General features: G+C 59.2%; 12 protein-coding genes. 7 read left to right on the top strand and 5 right to left on the bottom strand.

What is annotated here, in order from left to right:
• The 4 genes from LB572_RS33370 to LB572_RS33355 form a co-directional block, all read left to right on the top strand.
• The coding region (locus LB572_RS33370) for a hypothetical protein (RefSeq protein WP_224670785.1) at window positions 1-612 on the top strand (612 nt) is incomplete at its 5' end.
• A 186-nt stretch (window positions 613-798) separates the two neighbouring features.
• Window positions 799-3,102, top strand: a complete 2,304-nt coding sequence (locus tag LB572_RS33365; protein WP_224670784.1) for a peptidase domain-containing ABC transporter — start codon at window positions 799-801, stop codon at window positions 3,100-3,102.
• Between the two features lie 11 nt (window positions 3,103-3,113).
• Complete coding sequence (locus LB572_RS33360) at window positions 3,114-4,520, top strand: HlyD family type I secretion periplasmic adaptor subunit (protein ID WP_224670783.1); 1,407 nt, start codon at window positions 3,114-3,116, stop codon at window positions 4,518-4,520.
• 7 nt (window positions 4,521-4,527) lie between these two features.
• Complete coding sequence (locus tag LB572_RS33355) at window positions 4,528-6,252, top strand: tetratricopeptide repeat protein (protein ID WP_224670782.1); 1,725 nt, start codon at window positions 4,528-4,530, stop codon at window positions 6,250-6,252.
• 69 nt (window positions 6,253-6,321) lie between these two features.
• Here the strand turns inward: LB572_RS33355 and LB572_RS33350 are convergent, their stop codons facing one another.
• The 3 genes from LB572_RS33350 to LB572_RS33340 all read right to left on the bottom strand — a co-directional run bounded on the left by LB572_RS33350 (window position 6,322) and on the right by LB572_RS33340 (window position 11,600).
• Window positions 6,322-7,041, bottom strand: coding sequence for a Crp/Fnr family transcriptional regulator (locus tag LB572_RS33350; protein ID WP_224670781.1), 720 nt, complete (start codon window positions 7,039-7,041; stop codon window positions 6,322-6,324).
• A 725-nt stretch (window positions 7,042-7,766) separates the two neighbouring features.
• Window positions 7,767-10,067 carry a mannose-1-phosphate guanylyltransferase/mannose-6-phosphate isomerase gene (locus LB572_RS33345; protein ID WP_224670780.1) on the bottom strand — a complete coding sequence of 767 codons (2,301 nt, stop codon included), beginning with the start codon at window positions 10,065-10,067 and terminating at the stop codon, window positions 7,767-7,769.
• A 12-nt stretch (window positions 10,068-10,079) separates the two neighbouring features.
• The gene (locus tag LB572_RS33340) at window positions 10,080-11,600 is read right to left on the bottom strand and encodes a phosphomannomutase/phosphoglucomutase (protein ID WP_224670779.1); all 1,521 of its coding nucleotides are present in this window, start codon (window positions 11,598-11,600) and stop codon (window positions 10,080-10,082) included.
• A gap of 207 nt (window positions 11,601-11,807) precedes the next feature.
• Between LB572_RS33340 and LB572_RS33335 the strand changes: the two genes are divergently transcribed.
• From LB572_RS33335 to LB572_RS33325, 3 genes are all read left to right on the top strand, one after another.
• Window positions 11,808-12,146: a hypothetical protein gene (locus LB572_RS33335; RefSeq protein ID WP_224670778.1), complete on the top strand. Its 339-nt coding sequence runs from the start codon at window positions 11,808-11,810 to the stop codon at window positions 12,144-12,146.
• Between the two features lie 147 nt (window positions 12,147-12,293).
• Window positions 12,294-14,174, top strand: a complete 1,881-nt coding sequence (locus LB572_RS33330) for a GumC family protein (protein WP_224670777.1) — start codon at window positions 12,294-12,296, stop codon at window positions 14,172-14,174.
• Between the two features lie 126 nt (window positions 14,175-14,300).
• Window positions 14,301-15,095, top strand: a complete 795-nt coding sequence (locus LB572_RS33325; protein WP_224670776.1) for a sugar transferase — start codon at window positions 14,301-14,303, stop codon at window positions 15,093-15,095.
• 531 nt (window positions 15,096-15,626) lie between these two features.
• Here LB572_RS33325 and LB572_RS33320 read toward each other — a convergent pair.
• Complete coding sequence (locus LB572_RS33320) at window positions 15,627-16,952, bottom strand: polysaccharide biosynthesis/export family protein (protein ID WP_224670775.1); 1,326 nt, start codon at window positions 16,950-16,952, stop codon at window positions 15,627-15,629.
• A gap of 2 nt (window positions 16,953-16,954) precedes the next feature.
• Window positions 16,955-17,827, bottom strand: coding sequence for a glycosyltransferase family 2 protein (locus tag LB572_RS33315; RefSeq protein ID WP_224670774.1), 873 nt, complete (start codon window positions 17,825-17,827; stop codon window positions 16,955-16,957).
• Between the last annotated feature and the right edge of the window lie 141 nt (window positions 17,828-17,968).

The following is a 17,968-nucleotide window of genomic DNA, read 5'->3' as shown; positions in this document are numbered from 1 at the left end:
ACCGGCGCCACCGGGGCGACAGGAGCAACCGGCGCGACTGGCGATACCGGGGCCACGGGCGCGACCGGCGATACGGGTGCAACCGGCCACACTGGTCCGACCGGAGCGACCGGACATACAGGCCCGACGGGAGCGACGGGTGACAGTGGTGGGGACGACGATCATCACCATGGTCACAACGGCAACCATCATCACCACGATCACAATGGCAATCATCACCACAATGGTAACGGGAACCGTGACGATGATCGTGGCAACAATGGCGGTGGTCACGGCAATCATGGCCACCACAACCACCACAGCGACGGTAATAGCCAAGGCGGTAACATCTCGACCGATACGCTTGGACTGAAGGACATCAAGCAGTTCATGCAGTCCGCCAGCCTGACGGACGGCCAGGACTTGTTCAGGCAGCTCATAAGCCTCGCCATTCTTTCGGTGGCGGCGGACCTGCTGAACCTGCTCAGCAATGTCGCAGGCTTCAATCAGAACCAGAACAACCACTCTGGGTCGACCTTGGACCTGACTTCGGACAAGCAGAGCACCGGATTTGCTCAGACCGACGACACGTTGAAGAAGGCTCTTAGCAATATCCTGAAGCCGCATGACTAAGCGGTTGAAAGCAATGCGCGCGGACCCTGCTGAAAGGCGGGGCCCGCGCGTGCGCGTTTCCAACTCCGACCTTCGTCTCGTCACGCATGCCTGTTCGAGATACAGAAAGCCTTGCCAAGCTCGATTGCAACGAGCCGCAAGAAGTATTTTCGGATTCCTGTCTCTGGTTTACGGGAGCGGCGCACCGTGAGCGTACAACTCAGCCCAGGTCCCAAGCCGAGCCCGAACCAACCGGACGCGCAGACAGATGCGGCCGGCAAGCCTCCAAGCGAGGTCAAAGCGCAACGGACTACTGGCGGTCCCGCTGAATTCGGTCAGCTCGCTCCGCGCCTGAGGGCTATGATCAAGGTCGCTCGTTATCACGGTGTCGTGCTCGACCCTAACGAGTTCAGGGCCGCGAGCGCAGGAGCCATCCCGACTGCTGCGGACCTGTCTCAATGGGCGCGCAACGGCGGGATGTGGACGCGCGCGGTTCGCGTGCGCTGGTCGCATCTTCTGCGCCTCGAGCAAACCGGGCCTGTAGTTTTGTTGTTCAGCGATGGCCGGGCCGGTCTGCTCACCGGCGCCAGCGCTGAACGCAATCTCGTCTTCCTGAAGAGCATCGACGCTCCCGATGATGCCGAGGCGGTCGCGATCGACGAGTTGAGGCTGTCGCGGGTTTGGTCAGGTGAGGCGGTTTTGCTGCGTCCCGAGCGATCTTTTGTCGCTGCCGACGCGCCCTTCACCTTCCGATGGATCGTAGACTTGGTGCGGCTTGAGAGCAGGCCGCTGCGAGACATTGGCATCGCTTCGTTCACCCTCAGCATCCTGACCATCTTGCCGCCACTCATCGTCATGACGGTTGTCAACAAGGTGCTGCAATTCAACAGCACCTCGACGCTGGTGTTGCTGAGCGCGGTCATAGCCGTCGTATTCGCTTATGAGACGTTGCTCGGTCACGCTCGGCGGCTGATCATCAACGTGGTCGGCGCTCGTCTGGATACCAAGCTGAACCTGCACGTCTTCGGCCGGGTCCTGCGCCTGCCGCTTGATTATTTCGAGCGTCATCCAGCCGGCGAGACATTGTATCATCTGGCTCAGGTCTACCGCGTCCGCGAGTTCCTCACCGGCAAATTGCTCAGCACATTCCTGGATCTGATGACGCTCTGCGTGCTGGTCCCGGTTATGTTCTACATCAATGCAACACTTGCCTGGATGGTGCTCGCCTGCGCCGTGTTGATCATGCTCGTCATCGTCGCCTTCCTCGCGCCGCTGCGTCGCAGCTACCAGCGCGTGGTGGACGCCGAGACCTGGAAGTCGGCGGCGCTCGGCGAGACGGTTGTCGGCATCAAGACAGTGAAGGCACTTGGTCTCGAACCGCAACGCAAGGCACTTTGGGATGAGCGGGTTGCGGACGCGGGCAAGGCGCGCCTCGCTTTCGGGCAACTCGCCAATTGGCCGCAAACGCTTGTAACGCCGCTAGAGCGCGCCATGGTGCTGGGCACTATGCTGATCGGGGCCTATCTGGCCATGAGCGACACCACCGGCTACATGGTCGGGAGCCTGTTCGCCTTCATGATGATCGCCCAACGCGTCGCGCAGCCTCTTGTCGGCTTGGCCCGTCTGGTCGAGGATTACGAAGAAGTCGGTGCGGCGATCGGCGAGGCGGCATCGGTTCTCAATCGCCCGTTGGAAAGCAGCTCCAATTCCGCAGGCCTGAGGCCAAAACTCGTCGGCGAAATCAAGTTCAGCGACCTGACATTCAGCTACATAGGCACCAAGACGCCGGCGCTCGACCGGGTCAGCTTCGACATTCCGGCCGGCTCGATGTTCGGCATCGTCGGCCGGAGCGGGTCGGGAAAATCGACCATCGCGCGCCTATTGCAAGGCATCAACCGCGACTACAGCGGGTTCCTGAAGCTCGACGGGGTCGATCTCAAGGAAATCAACTTGCGCCACCTTCGCCAGGGACTGGGTGTCGTTCTGCAGGACAATTTCCTTTTCCGCGGTTCGATAAGGGACAACATCATCGCCGGACGACCGGGCTTGACGCTTTCCGATGCCATGCGCGCCGCGCACCTTGCCGGCGCTGCCGAATTCATTGAACGCATGCCGAATGGCTACGACACTTACATCGAGGAAGGTTCCCCCAATTTGTCGGGCGGGCAACGGCAGCGGCTGGCGATAGCTCGCGCGCTCATTCACGACCCGACCGTCCTGATACTGGACGAGGCGACGAGCGCGCTCGACCCCGAAAGCGAAGCGGTGGTCAGCGCCAACCTTATGCGCATCGCCAGCGGGCGCACGATGATCATCGTCTCACACCGGCTGGCCTCGTTGACCGAGTGCGACCAGATCCTCGTTGTGGATCAGGGCAAGGTCCTCGATGTCGCGCCGCATTCTGTGTTGCTGGAGCGATGTGGCGTTTATCGCCAGCTTTGGTTCCAACAGAACCGGCATCTTGAGAGCCGGCCTGGCCGGCTGGCGGCTGTGCCGCCCGGGTTGATGTGAGGCGGCCGGCCATGAGCGTCACCACCTATTCACCCATTCCTGCCCGCCAACGCCGGGCAAAAGCCGTTGACCCGACGGCGCCGGCCATTCTTGAGTTTCAATGGCCGTCCTCTGCGGTCGCCAATGCGCCGATTCCACGCGTGGCGCGCAGCATCGTCTGGATCATATTCAGCCTGGTCGTCGCGCTGATAGCGCTAGCAGCGCTGATACCGGTCGATCAGGTGGTGACGACGAGGGGCCTGGTGGCGGCCCAGTCGCCCAACATCGTCGTTCAGCCACTCGAGACAGCGATAGTTCGCTCAATCGAGGTGCGCGAGGGGCAGCAAGTCAAGGCCGGTCAGGTGCTTGCCCGCCTTGACGCCACTTTTGCCTCGGCCGATCTCACCGCATCGGCCGCACAGGTCACGACCCTCGAAGCTGAGGTGGCTCGCCTGAAAGCCGAAGCCGACGGAAAGCCATTCAGTTATGATGGCCTGGATCCGAGCTGGACCCTGCAGGCCTCGATCTTTGATCGTCGCAAGGCGGTCTACGATGCGAAGCTGGAAAGCTTCGACCGACAGAGTGAGCAACTCAGTTCCGTCATCTCGCGTTCTCAGTCCGATGCCGACGGCTACAGGCAGCGCCTGGCCGTCGCGGGGTCGATCGAGCAGATGCGCAAGCAGCTCGAAGCAAAACAGGTAGGAAGCCGTCTCAACACGCTCCTTGCCGAAGACAACACCGTCGAGATGTCGCGCGCTCTGACCAATGCCGAACAGACATCGGAGGCAGCCAAACGCCAGCAGGCAGGGGTTGCGGCCGAGCGTGACGGCTATATCCAAAGCTGGCGTGCTGAGGTTTCGCAGAGCCTGTCCGATGCCACCTCACGCTGGTCCGACGCTCGGGAACTCTTCAACAAGGCTAAATTGCGCAAACAGTTGGTAGAACTGAGGAGCGAGGCCGACGCTACCGTTCAGTCCGTGGCCAAGGTTTCCGTGGGTTCTGTTATGCAATCCGGAGAGCGATTGATCACGCTGGTGCCGGCGGATGCTGTGCTTGAGGTGGAAACAAACATCATTGGTCGCAGCAGCGGCTTCGTCCATGTCGGCGATCCGGTGGCCATCAAGTTCGACACCTTCCCCTATTCGCAATACGGCTTGGCTCACGGCACGGTGCGCGTGGTGAGCCCGGACTCTTTCTCTGCCAGGGAGCAGGTACGCGATCCGAACAGCTCCTTGGCCATGTTGCCCTCTGATGCCGACCTCTTCTACCGCACGCAGATCTCCATCGACGATGTCGCCCTCCATGGCGTGCCTGCCGGCTTTGCGATCACCCCCGGCATGCCGGTCACCGCGGACGTGAAGGTGGGCCGCCGCACGGTGCTCAAATACATCCTAGGCACGATGCTGCCGATCGGCCAGGAAGCGATGCGGGAGCCTTGAAATGGTAATGATGGACCGGCTGGCCGGACATATCCACCCGGCGTTGGCGTTGCGCAGAGCAATTCAGCTCTCCGAAAAAGGGAAGGTTGCCGAAGCCTTTCCTCTCATGGCAACTGCCGCGCGCGCCGGTGTTCCGGAAGCGGAGTACCGCGTTGCTCGTTGCTATCTCGAGGGATTAGGCGTGCCGTCAAGCCGATTGGAAGGCACACGCTGGCTTCGACGGGCTGCCGAGCGCGGGAACGCCGATGCACAGGCGCTCCTTGCCGCGCTTTACGCAAGCGGGTTGGCGGAAGACGAGGACAATGCAGGAAGCAACAGTTCGGAAAGTCTGTTCGCGGCGCAATCTTCACGAGAACCTGATTTCGAGATGGCGCTTCAGTTCGCTCGGAAGGCGGCGGAGGCCGGTTCGGCAAACGGTCAGGCAATACTCGGCTACATTCTGAGCAAAGGTCCCCAGGCCATCCGCGACCTCGAAGCCGCACATGGCTGGTACGAGAAATCCGCGGCGGCCGGCTGTCCTGAGGGGCGTCTTGGCCTCGCCCTTTCGCTCGTTCGCCGTAGGCAGCCGGAGCAGAGGGCCAGGATTGCCAGGGAACTGCGGTGCGCCGCCGATGCCGGCCTGCCGACCGCGATCTATCTCCTTGCGGTCCTGACCGAGCATGGAATGGGCGTGCCCGTCGATCTCGAGGAAGCTGAACAACTCTACCAGCTCGCCGCGGAGAAGGGTTTCGCCGCGGCCCAGTTCAGGCTGGGGCTTTCTCTCATCGAGGGACGCTTGTCTCGTCAGGATCCTGCGGCCGGCGAGGCCTGGATGCGACGCGCTGCCCTAGCCGGAAATCCTGATGCCGCTTATCGCATCGGCGAATTGTATGTGAAGCGCCCCCAGCCGGACTATGCGGAAGCCGCGGCATGGTATCGGCGTGCCGCAGAGGCGGGTCATCAAGCGGCCGCCCGCGCGTTGGCCTCGCTTTACTTGTCCGGGAACGGAGTGGCCCAGGACACGGTGGAAGGCACGCGCTGGCTGCGCGCCGCGGCAAATGGTGGAAGTCAGGCATCACAGGTTGATCTCGCGAACCTTGTTCTCGAAGGCGCCGGCGATATCGACGACAGCGTCAACGTTGCGGAATGGTTTGGAGCGACCGCCTCATCGGGGGACGCGATCGCGGCCTTCAATCTCGGGCTTTGTTTTGCCGAGGGTGTCGGAGTGCGTAAGGATCAGGAACTGGCGGCGAAATGGATGAGGCGCGCGGCCGAAGGTATGCCCCAGGCGCAGTACATGTATGCGCGCATGCTTCAGGATGGACGCGGCATGCAGGCTGATCAGAAGCAAGCCCGGCTCTGGTTTGAGCGGGCAGCCAACGGTGGCATGGTGGACGCACAGGTGGCTCTTGCCGAAATGCTTTACAACGGTCGCGGCGGAGAACGTTCCCCCTTCGCGGCAGCGCACCTTTTCAAGCAGGCTGCCGCTGCAGGCCATCCTGGCGCGATGTTTGCAATCGGCGCGCTGTACGAGGCCGGGCAGGGGCTGTCCCTGGATCGGAAGATGGCGCAGAAATGGTTTAAGGCCGCCGCCGAACGGGGTCATGCCCACGCACAACTCATGCTCGGTCGCTACCTGTTCAAAGGTATAGCCGGCGAATACCACACAGCGACCGGTCGGATCTGGCTCGAGCGAGCGGCGGCTCAGGGCCTCGATGACGCCTCGGACGAGCTTGCAGGCGTTCGAGACTGACCTTGTGGGCGCCGAGCACAAGGCCAATACTCAACGCGGAGCTTTAAAAAGGGCTGCTGCGCTTGACGCTCAGCTCCTGGTGTATTCGGGTTCGAATCCGGCGAATTTCGCCAGACCCGGAAAATCGAGAAGTCGGACATGGCCCTGGCGGAATTCGAGAAACTTCCGCTCGCGAAGTTCGCGCAGCATCCGATTGATATGGATCGGGGTAAGGCCTAGGGCGTCAGCGAGGTCATACTGAGTGAGCGGACAGTCGAAGCCGTTGCGCTCGACCGCACCAACCCGCTGCAGACGCGCTGTCAGCTCAAGTAGCAGATGTGCCGTCCGTTCCAGGGCATTCCGTCGCCCCACATTGGCAAGGTGCTGCCCTATAACCGCGCTGTTGCGTACGAGAGACCCAACAATGAACGAGAACAGATGCGCCGATTTCATCGCGGCAGCCGTCAATGTCTTGGTGGGAGCCACCAGCAACGACAATTCGGTTTGAGCCACGAACGTTTCAAGAGAGCCGCCTCCATGTGATTGAGGCAGGACGACATCGCCGATCAGGGCAAAATCCAGAATTTGTCGCTGTCCCCCCGGAAGCTCATGGGAAATGCAGCCCCAGCCCGACTCCACGATGTATATGCGATCATTGCTGTCGCCCTGGCTGAAGATCATTGCGTCAGCTGGATATCTCTTGGCCGAGAACCCGAGCGTCTTGATCAGCGCGGCGTCGTCATCGTTGAGCCCGACATATGACCGACGGTTCTCGTCTCCTCTCGAAAAAGAACGTGACGCAAACGTCATACGCACCCCTCGTCCCCAAGTGCATGTATACCTCCCTCCACCGCATCATGTATATGAAAATTAGCGTGATGAGCAGACCTCTTGGGAGTCTGCGCGTGAAGGTAGCGCACCAGCAATTTCCGTCCGAAATTTCGGCTTTATTCGCCTCATGGCTCAGTTGATATCGATTAGCCTGTTATCATCTATGATTTACTTCTCCTAAAATTCTCTCTCATTGACTCAACTATCTCGCTGGCAACCAGACAGCTCCGGTTGTCCGCCTGGTCGGCGGCATTGCGCAATGTCAGCGATGCGTCCCTCAGCAGTCCCCTGATCTCCGCCGGCGACAACAACTCCGACGCCTCGAGCTCCAAAAGAACCGATTCACTCACATGCAACGCGGCGAGCGCGACCGCCCGCGGCCTTGTCGCCAGCAACTTCAGAAGGTCGCCACTACGCCTGTCTCTGGATTTCTTTTTTGCCATCGTCGTCTTAACTGCCCGGACAAAAAGCTTTTAATTTCCAACGTTTTTGCGAGTTTACATAGCCGGAACCGAGAGGCCGACCGACCCCTCTCTTTAAGGCGTAGCCACTGGCAACGGTAACTCAGTTTGCAGCAACGACCCAGAGGCAATGGCATACCGAATTAGCGGTAGCTCACGTCCTTCTGCATCACTATGGGAAGCACGAAAGACACTCCGCTTGGAAAACCGCTGCCGTTGCGAGGCGAGTCCGCCTCGCCTTTTTCAGCCGTAACCCTTCTTCGCAACAGCGCTGTCCGTTTTCTGGGAAGGTAGCGGAAACAGTTCAACCTGCCCCTCAGTCTTGTCGAGATACTGCATCAATGCGGTCACCAGATGGTAGAAGATGCTGGCAGGCACCTCCGTAGCGAGCGACCTGCCTCGCTCGTCGATCCTATCCACCCACAAGCCAAGCGGTGCGGGATCGATATGCCATCTGAAAAGGCGCGCGACGCGGGCTTCGATCTCGGGTTTCAGATCAGGCCTACCAATATCGTCCAACGCGATCGCCGCCTTGATAGCCTCGCACTGCGGCCAACTGCGCGAGAGCCTGTCCAGAGGCATCCCTTCTCGCGACACCGCCGCATATGCCAGTCCTGTGGCCCGGTTCAATCCACTGGCGACCGCTGACGAATAAAGTTTTCTTGCGTAGGCGGCCAAGTCTTTTTGCCCGCTCGCCCGCGCGAAATCCACGAGCAGGGAGGCCCATTCGAAATGGTGCCCCGGTTCGGTCCACTGTCCCTTGTCTCCGGGCAACGGCAGCCAGTCGGCGTCGAAATATTCGCCGAGCGTCCAACTTTCCTGGTCGAAGAAATGGCAGCGGAAGAGATCGATGACGCGAGCTGCTCGGCGCAGATATGCGCGATCGCCGGTTGCGGCATACCAGGCAAGGAAAGATTCGAGCATGTGCATATGCGGGTTGGAAGACCTCACTCCGCTCCAGCCTGGTGTCTCCAGGAAGCCATTCAGGCTGCCATCCTCAAGGTGGGAGTCTATGAAATCAAATGTCTCCCCTGCAAGCTGAAGGGCAGCCTGGTGACCGCATCGATAGGCATGGGCAAGCGCCAGGAGCACGCAGGAATGGTCATAGGCATCCTCCGCTGGATCGGCCACGCCTCCGTTGGAATTGAGGGTGCGCATCCAGCCACCCCTGTCGGTGCGACCGTATTTTGTGATGAAGTCGATGCCGTGATCGATGACCTCGTCGGCGGCTCCGCCCCAGCCACGTTCCTTGGCCACAGCGAAAGCATAGATCTGGCGGGCCATCGTCCGCATCCGCTTGGGCTTGCCCAACGGCCTCGCGTCGAAACCGAGCGCTTCGTGAAAGCCTCCATGCACAGTGTCGACCCCTGCGGTCGACCATAGAGGAAGGGTCTCGTTGAAGAGCCAATGTTCCACGCGCTTGCGCCATGAGCCGCTGACAATGACCCGGTCTTCCGAAGCCGTGAATTTGGTCTCGATGCGCCCGCTTTTCTCGAGCTGTTCGACGACCTTCTTCACATTCTGGCTGTGGCTTACCGGTGCGACGAATATAGCGTCCGGCGTGGCGACCACCGCCACATCCTTCATTCCGATCACACTGAGCAGGCGACCCTGGCTTCGGAGGTAGGAATTGTCGCAATCCATGGCGACGACATCGCCCATCACCACGTTGCCGTTGCCGTCCGCGGGACTGGACTCCAGTAACGATTGCCACGACCCCAGGTCGCTCCAGCGGAAGGAAGCCGTCACCATCGCGATGCCCTGCGCATGTTCCATGACGGCATAGTCGATCGACGTGGAGGGGACCGCTGAGTAGAAACCTTGGGGTAAGTAAAGGCCTGACACGTCGACCCTTGCAGACCCAAAGGCGCGTTCCGCGGTATCCCAGATCTCCGGCTGGAATTCGATCAGAGCTCTCTGCATCGTGTCGGCACGAAACAGGAAGATGCCCGCGTTCCAGTAGAACCTTCCCGACGAAAAATATTTTTGCGCGGTCTCGATGTTCGGCTTTTCTACAAAGCGTGAAACCGCGGCCGCGCCATCGCCATTGGCGGCAACCTCGATGTATCCATATCCGGTCTCCGGATGAGTGGGCTTGATGCCGAACACGACAATGCTTCCTGAGGCAGCGGCAGGCATGCCGGCTTCGACGGTTTCCCAGAACTGCGCCTCGGTCGAGATCTGATGGTCGGATGGAACTACGAGCACGAGCGCATCCTCGCCGTGATCCGAAATCGTCTGCAGTGTCGCTATTGCGACCGCTGCCGCAGTATTGCGGCCCAGGGGTTCGAAGATCGGCTTTCCACCGTTCAGTCCGAGCGGACTTATGTCAGAGATGACGCGTTCGGCATGACGTTCGGACGCTATCAGATAGATCGGCGTTTCGCTGCTCGGCCACGCCTTCAGGCGGCGGACCGTTTTCTCCAGCATGGAGCCATCCCCCGACAGATCGTGGAATTGCTTGGGATTGTCTTCGCGCGAGAGCGGCCATAGCCGAGACCCGACACCGCCGCTCATGACAAAACTTACGATCCGATGTGCCATGCTTCAGTCCTCTCAGAATGTCTGGTTGTAGGCTCCGACCTCTGGATTGCGGCGCAGCACGGCGTCGATCGCCTCGAACATCTGTCGACGCCTCTCCGACGAGACGGGGCTTTCGACGACGACAACGATTTCGGGCTTGTTCGACGATGCTCTGACCAGACCCCAAGTGCCGTCTTGAGCCACGACACGCACGCCATTGACGGTGACTAGATCCGCCAGCGGTTGACCCGCGAACTCGGCCCCGTCCCCCTTCATTTTCATGAAGTCGCCGACGATCTTGTCGACCACGCCGTATTTGACTTCGTCCGGGCAGTGAGGCGACATCGTTGGGGTGCCAAAAGTCACGGGCAGAGCGCGGTAGAGTTCGGCCAGCGTCTTTCCCGGATTCCGGTCGAGCATCTCGCAGATCGCGATCGCCGTCACGAGACCGTCGTCATAGCCGCGCCCGATCGGTGGGTTGAAGAAGAAGTGTCCGGACTTCTCAAAGCCGGCTTTTGCATTGAGCTCGGCAACCCGACGCTTGATGTAGGAATGGCCCGTTTTCCAATAGTCCGCGCGTGCACCGTTTTGCGCGAGAACGGGATCCGTCATGAAAAGTCCGGTTGATTTCACGTCCACGACAAAGGTGGATTGTGGATGCAGGCTGGATATGTCTCGTGCCAGCATGACGCCGACCTTGTCGGCGAAGATCTCGGTCCCCTCATTGTCCACCACGCCGCAGCGATCGCCGTCGCCGTCGAAGCCGAGGCCTAGATCGGCACCGGTCTGCAGAACCTTGTCCCGGATGGCGTGCAGCATCTGCATGTCTTCGGGATTGGGGTTGTAGCGCGGAAATGTGTGATCGAGCTCTACGTCGAGCGCAATGACATCACAGCCGATGTTCTCCAGCACCTGCGGCGCGAAGGCGCCGGCGGTCCCATTGCCGCAGGCGACGACTACGCGCGGCTTTCGGCGAACGTTCTTTCCGGCAGTCAAGTCTTCGATGTATCTCTCACGAACATCAGACACGAATTCATAGCTGCCGCCACCGATGAGGTTGAAGTCGCCATTCAGCACGAGCGCCTTGAGGGCTGTCATTTGGTCAGGGCCGAATGTAAGCGGCCTCTGTGCGCCCATCTTCACTCCGGTCCAGCCATTCTCATTGTGAGAGGCCGTGACCATGGCGACGGACGGAGCGTTTAGTGCGAACTGGGCGAAATAGGCGGTCGGGGAAAGCGCCAGACCGATATCCTTGACATTTGCTCCAGCCGCCATCAGCCCTGAAACCAGGGCCATCTTTATGGACATGGAATAGCTGCGAAAGTCGTGACCGGTGACGATCTCCGGGCCGACGCCCATACGGCGGATCAGAGTGCCGAGGCCCATGCCCAGCGCCTGGGCGCCCATCAGGTTGAGCTCGGGCTCTTTCTCTGAGCCAGGATGACCGAACCACCAGCGTGCGTCATATTCCCGGAAGCCGGTGGCCTTGATGAGCGCATTGTTCTCGAATGCGAATGTGTTCGGCTTGGCCTGGCTGACTATCTTTAGGGTCACGCTACCGCTCCGAAATTGCCTCAACATTCCTAGCATGGGCGGCAGGCCCGGGCCCCTTCATGAATTCGGGTAGCCCTGCACCCTGGTTCGCGCCCCATCATCCAATAGGTGATACCGATCGGTGATCGAAAGGATGTCTCGCCTGGTCATGGCCATTAGGTATCGTAGGGTAGGTCCGCGTCGGGTGCCGATCTCAATTGTGGCCGCATGATGCCGCTGACATCCTTCAGGTTGGCTTTTCGGAAGAGCGTCGATGACAAGCGCTTCAGAGGCTTGGCACGTGCGCTCGATGGGATTCAGCCGGAGATCGACAAGGAATCCGAACAGCTTCGCCGGGCCCGGAAGCGGATGATGGACTGTGCGGCATTTTCCCTGGAGGCGATGGAAAATGGCGAGCGAAGCGAACGCATGTCGGCGAAGCTCGATACTCTCGCGCAGGAGCTTGCGGCTAACCGGGCACGACAGTTGCTGCTGGAGCATCAGATATCATTCCTGGGAAGAATAAGAGCTGGTCTGCCAAACTTTCTGGGCTCCCATAGGGGGTAGGTCTACGCCAATTGGTGGCGTTTACCTTCCTCCGTGCCGGCGTAGTCTTTTTCAAAAGCTTGGGATCGCGGGGCCGAATACCATGAAGCTGCTGTGTCAGGGCGGCGTGCACGAAGGCTCTTCCTTCATGCGCGCCGGAGACGTTGAATGAACCGCTTGTTCGCCAGTCAATGGCCTTTGGCAACCAATCAGCAGGTCAATGCCGGACAGGAATTCATCAGCCTCTCGGACATAACGGGATTTCTGAGGCATTACGTCGGCACAATCGCTGTATGCCTTGCCGCGGCCCTGTTGGTGGCATGGTTTTACAATTCGACGACCGACTCGGTTTTTACTGCCACCACACAAATATTGATCGAACCGAAGTTGCCGCAACATTTGCAAGACGGCGGTGAAGTCAATTTATCATTGGACACTGCGCAGATTGAAAGTCAGATCGCGGTCATGCAGTCTGAAAAGATCGCTTCGATGGTAATCGACCAGTTGAATCTGATCGAGGACACGAATTTCAATCACCCTGAGACGCCGATCTTGCAAGAGCGGTTTAGGAAAATAAAAGATATAATAGTGGAGGCTTTAGGGGTTCAGAAAAGCGCCTGGCTGAACGCGCTCTGGGACCATATCGGTCTGGGCGCCGCGGAGCCGACCACGCAGCTGACCGACTATCAGAGGTCGCGTCTCGGCATGCTGATTTTCCGCAACAACCTCGATGTACGAAGGGTTGGTGTCTCCTATGCAATAGAGATATCCTTCACTTCCGCCGATCCCGACCGCGCAGCCAAGATTGCGAATGCAACGGCTGACGCCTTCGTGCATGAACAGATCGACACCAAGGCTGAGGCGGCAAGAGAGGGTGGAGCATGGCTGGAAAAGCGCCTCCAGCAACTGCGGACCCAGATGAACGAGGCGATGGCCAGGGCGCAGGCATTCCGCTCTCGACACGACTATAGTGTAAACGGCGATCCAAGTGGTGGAGACGGCGTCAATTCTGAACCTACTCTCGAAGAACTCGAGGTGACTGCTGACACGTTTCAAAAAATGTATGAGAGCTTCCTGCAGGCTTACACCAACTCTGTAAGCCAGCAATCCTATCCCGTTGCAGATGCGAGAGTGATCACTGCCGCGACGCCGCCGCTTTCTCCGAGCGCACCGAGGCCGAAGCTGGTGCTGGCCTTCGCCGCGGTTGCCGGCCTCATTATTGGCATTGGCCTTTCTTTTGCACGGCACTCGTTCGATTGGACCGTGCGGTCGCCACGTCATATCCACGATAATCTGGGCATAGAGTGCATCGGAGAACTGCCGTCCACGTGCAAGCACAGGGAATTCGGAAACGTCGACGAGGTGGCCCGCCATCCCTGGTCGCGATACAGCCAGAGTCTGCGCAAAGCGCGAACTGAAATCAGCCTGGCGGAAACGAACCACCCGGTGAGGTTCCTCGGGCTGACAGCTGTTTCCAACAACAGCCAGAAAAGTTCTGTCGTGAGCAATCTCGCCACCCTCTACTCGATGTCTGGTCTGAAGACTTTGGTCATCGATGCCGATGTCCGGAGATCGACGATCACCACACGGCTGGTCGGGCGCTCGGAGATATTGGGCGAAGAGTGCAGGGAGCCTGTTCGACTCAACATCATCCGCGGTCTGGGCCGGCGATTCGACGTGCTTTCAAGTTCCGTAGTGGATGCAAAAAACCTGCTCGTGCCAAGGAACATGCAGGCTTTCCTCTCCGAAATCAGCACCGACGATCCGGCAGCCTACGAACTGGCCGCTTACGACATAGTCATTGTCGATATGCCGACGCTTGAATCCGGGGCGGATGACTTAATCATTGGATCCGTGCTCGACGGCGTCGTGGTCGTAGCGGAGTGGGGCAAGACGCACGTCGACACGCTGCGGGAACTCATGAGAACACTCCAGGCCTCCAGGACGCAGATACTTGGCGTGCTTCTCACAAAGGCGCGGGCAATCACATCGAAGCACCGTCGAATTGCGGCCAGGCAGGGTGCTTTCGGAAGTCGGCAAAGCGTGTAGAGCGATCATACGTGAGGAATAGGGGGTAGCCCCGGACGTAGCGCGCTACCTCCTTTGCATTTCTTGCCGGCAAGTTCCGTCCTTGGAAGACTGTCAAGTCACAGAACTGGAAACAGCGACCGTCACATGACAAACGCCTTCGAAAAGCAGTCGCACCAGGGGGGCTCGATTTGGGGCCAGCCAGTTGTGACGGCGGCGGTTGAGAGCCGGGCGGTCCTGCATGTTGTTTCCACGCGCGACTACGCCAGTGCCGGAACAGCGCTGGATGACCTCCCGAATGCCATCAATACGGGAACGACGAACCCTCCGATTGGAGGTCTCTTCAAACGGGTCATGGATCTGATCATAGCTGCCACAGCGCTCATTTTGGCCGCGCCCGTCATGATTGTCGTCGGCGTGCTCATCAAGATCATGACCAGGGGTCCGGCGGTATTCTCGCATAGCCGTGTCGGCTTCGGCGGAAAGCCATTCAACTGCTACAAGTTTCGCTCGATGGTCGCCGATTCAGACGAAGTTCTGAAGACATATCTCGATGCTAACCCCGACGCACGCAAGGAATGGGAAGAGACCCACAAGATCAGGAACGATCCCCGGGTCACGCTCTTCGGGCGGCTGCTTCGCAAGTCCAGCCTGGATGAGCTCCCCCAGCTCATCAACATCCTGCGTGGTGACATGAGCTGCGTCGGTCCAAGACCAATCGTCAAGGATGAGCTCAGACGTTATGGCGAGCATCAGGCGGAGTATCTCGTAACGAGACCCGGACTTACCGGTCTTTGGCAGGTGAGCGGAAGAAGCAGTATGGACTACGGCAACCGCGTCGCGCTGGACAGCCAGTATGTGCGGAATTGGTCGATCTGGCTCGATGTGGTGATCTTGCTCAGGACCGTTGTCGCGGTCATGCGGGTCGACAGGGCTTCCTGACGCGTCGAGCAGATTAGCCTTAGTTTCGGTTCTTATAATCGGATAGAGACAAACCGACGATATAGGCGCAAGCCAAAAAAAATATCAGGATCAAAGATTTGCCCAGGCTAGCATGGCCTGGCATTCCCAGGCTATTCCAGGCAACGATCCCGATCAGAAGCACGGCGGTCGCCGCCAGCAGAGCCGGCGTCTTGAACCGCAAACCGAGTAGTATCCCTGCCACCAACACGGCGAGTATGCTCGTAAGCACCGATATCTCCAGTGGCACCCGCAGAACCATTTGGCCTGCCGCGGCAGGGAAGTTCCGTTAGGGGGCAGAGCCCAGCATGCGCCAACTGATATGCGGCCCCGAAGTGCAAGGCAAGTGCTAGAAATCGTGCTTGGGAAATGCCGCTCAGAATGTCAAAACCCAGCTCTGTCGAGCCTCGTATTTCCGACCATTAGGGCATCACCACTTGGGCTGTGGCAGTTCAACCGCCGCATCGATCGGGCCAAGCTTCCGACCCGAATCTGGTTTCAAGGGGGACGTGCTCAGTTCGTATTGCGAACGGCAGTTGTGTCCACCTCGATGCTGGCATCCGCTGCAGGCAAGCTATCCAAACCTGATTGCGGCAGCGGGATCTCGACCTTCACGGTGTCGCCCGGTTCGATAAGGGTTGTCTCCAGGGCGGCAAGCTCTTCCGTGCCTCCATCTTTCGGCCTCACAATCGTGAAGATCGGCTTTGCCTTTGCCGCATTTTGCCTAAGCGCCAGCAAAGCGGGGGCTGTAACTTGTGTTTCGTGCAGCAGCTGCACTGCGGTGTTGGATTTGCTGGTGACCTCGTTGAGCTGTTGCTGCGTTTCTCGCAAGCTCTCTGCAATTTCGCTGGAATGCTGGTTGCTGAGGTTGAGGATTTCGATGTCGGTCTTGCTCATCTCTTGCCTGACACGCAGCATCGAGGTCTCAGCTGCCAGTCTTTCGCTTTGCATCTGGGCGACGGTTCCCTCCAACGAAAGTTCCCGCGGTGCAACCGCGAGGCCCTTCTGCACCAGGTTCGAAACGCCTGCAAGCTCCTTTTGGATTAGTTCGATTTGTTTGTCATGGAAAGTCAGTTGTTGTTCGAGAGAAACCAACTCTTGTTGCAGGAAGTCCTTGAGTTCGTGCAGTGAACGGAGTTGCGTTGCCAGCGAATCTTTACGGATGGCGAAAATCTTGCGCTCCTGATCCATTGCCAGCGCAATGGTCTCGTTCGACGCCCTGTCCGTCAATTCCGAGGGAAAAGTGATGTTGTCGTTGCCGGCCAACTCTGCCTGCAACCGCGCCTTGCGCGCGAGCAGGCTGACATTGTTCAGAGCCAGTAGTCCAACATCGCCTTGGCCCGAAATCACCTCTCGCTCAAGACGGGACAAATCATCCTCGCGTATGGGTAGCCCGCCGGCGATCCCCAGTGCCTGCAGCACTGTCAGTTCGGGTCGATAGGGAAATTCGCCAGGCTGCTTGACGTTGCCGACAATATAGAACGGCCGGTATTGGGCGATCTCCGCAGCCACATCCGGCTCGCGGCCAAGACCCATGCGCTGCATCAGCCGATCGCCTATTGCGCGAGCCAGATCCGCGGGAGCGGTACCCTCGGCGCGTATCTGCCCGACAAAAGGAAGAAAAAGCGTGCCGTCGGCACCGACGGTGAAAGTGTCGTTGAGAGCTGTCCACTCGAAGATCACATCGCGTGATGCGCGCCATTCATAGACCTTAAGCCTGACCTTGTCCTGTGGTCCAAGGAGGTACTCCGCAGCTGATGCCGACAACGGGCAGGCAGATGCCGTCGCCAATGAAATCGCTGCCGCTGTCGAAAGCCATTTGCGCATTGTCTTCACCATCGTCAGATCTTCAGGATGTATTCGGGCTCGATCCGGCCCATGGCGATATGAACGATCGCCAGCGCGTTGCCGAGGAGCCGACCCCTCCGATCGACATACGGCTCGGGCCAAAGGCTCTTTGCGAGGTTGGCTGCTATATTCCTGAACATGAGAGGGAGGGCGAAGGAGGCCGGCACCGTCCCTTTCCTTACTAGGTAGATCGCATTGGCGACCTGGGAGTAGCCGAAACGCTTTCCGCTGACGCGGCCCGTCTTGATTCCGAGATGAACGCCCCTGATCGACGTCACGCATACCACGCGACCCCTGGATCTCATTTGACTGGTGAAATCGATGTCTTCCTGCCAGCCGTAGAGGACAAGGCGCTCGTCGAATCGCAAATCGCCAATCATCGAAGAGCGGAACGACATGTTGCAGCCATAGGCACCGACATGATCGACGACGGATGGTCCGCCCGGTTCTTGTCCTTCAGAGTCCTGTAGGGCGGCTTCTGCATCGCTCCAAGTGAGACCGGCATTGGTAGCGCCGTCTTTGACAACCCTGCCCATTACAACCGCCCATCTGTCATTTCGGGCAAAGGCCTGCTCGATCTGCTCCAGGTATCGGGCGGATGGAACGAAGTCGTCGTCGAAGAACGTTATGATGTCGAAGCGCCCTAGTGAGGGCAGGAGAGCCGAATTGCGTTGTGCAGCCAATCCTTTTGGCCCGAAAACGCTCGAAACCGGGAAAAGGCAACCGTGCGGAAGTTCGACATGCGTCGCGTCGGGTGCCGACAGTATGACTTCATCGGGCAGTCTTGTCTGGCCGCCTAAATATCCCAGCAGGCGAGCGACCTGCTCGCTTCGGCCGAGGGTTGGGATAATCACTGCAAGTTTCATTTTTGGTCCAGGCGTCGCTTCCCCTGACCCTATGACGACGCGAGGGCCCAAACAGCCTGCATAAAAGTGGGCTCGGCCGACTCGGCCTACCACCGGGTACCTGCTTTTGAAGTATTTCCCGCAAACGGCCTGCGACCATAA

Source organism: Mesorhizobium sp. BH1-1-5 (assembly GCF_020165615.1).
Classification (GTDB): domain Bacteria; phylum Pseudomonadota; class Alphaproteobacteria; order Rhizobiales; family Rhizobiaceae; genus Mesorhizobium.
The sequence above is the reverse complement of the archived record's forward strand: the minus strand, read 5'-3'. Positions and strand labels throughout refer to the sequence as shown.

Excerpts from the sequence above, each read along its gene's own strand:
- LB572_RS33325 (WP_224670776.1), top strand. The coding sequence starts at position 14,301 with ATGACAAACGCCTTCGAAAAGCAGTCGCACCAGGGGGGCTCGATTTGG.
- LB572_RS33360 (WP_224670783.1), top strand. The coding sequence starts at position 3,114 with ATGAGCGTCACCACCTATTCACCCATTCCTGCCCGCCAACGCCGGGCA.
- LB572_RS33335 (WP_224670778.1), top strand. The coding sequence starts at position 11,808 with ATGATGCCGCTGACATCCTTCAGGTTGGCTTTTCGGAAGAGCGTCGAT.
- LB572_RS33350 (WP_224670781.1), bottom strand. The coding sequence starts at position 7,041 with ATGACGTTTGCGTCACGTTCTTTTTCGAGAGGAGACGAGAACCGTCGG.
- LB572_RS33320 (WP_224670775.1), bottom strand. The coding sequence starts at position 16,952 with ATGGTGAAGACAATGCGCAAATGGCTTTCGACAGCGGCAGCGATTTCA.
- LB572_RS33315 (WP_224670774.1), bottom strand. The coding sequence starts at position 17,827 with ATGAAACTTGCAGTGATTATCCCAACCCTCGGCCGAAGCGAGCAGGTC.
- LB572_RS33345 (WP_224670780.1), bottom strand. The coding sequence starts at position 10,067 with ATGGCACATCGGATCGTAAGTTTTGTCATGAGCGGCGGTGTCGGGTCT.
- LB572_RS33330 (WP_224670777.1), top strand. The coding sequence starts at position 12,294 with ATGAACCGCTTGTTCGCCAGTCAATGGCCTTTGGCAACCAATCAGCAG.
- LB572_RS33355 (WP_224670782.1), top strand. The coding sequence starts at position 4,528 with ATGATGGACCGGCTGGCCGGACATATCCACCCGGCGTTGGCGTTGCGC.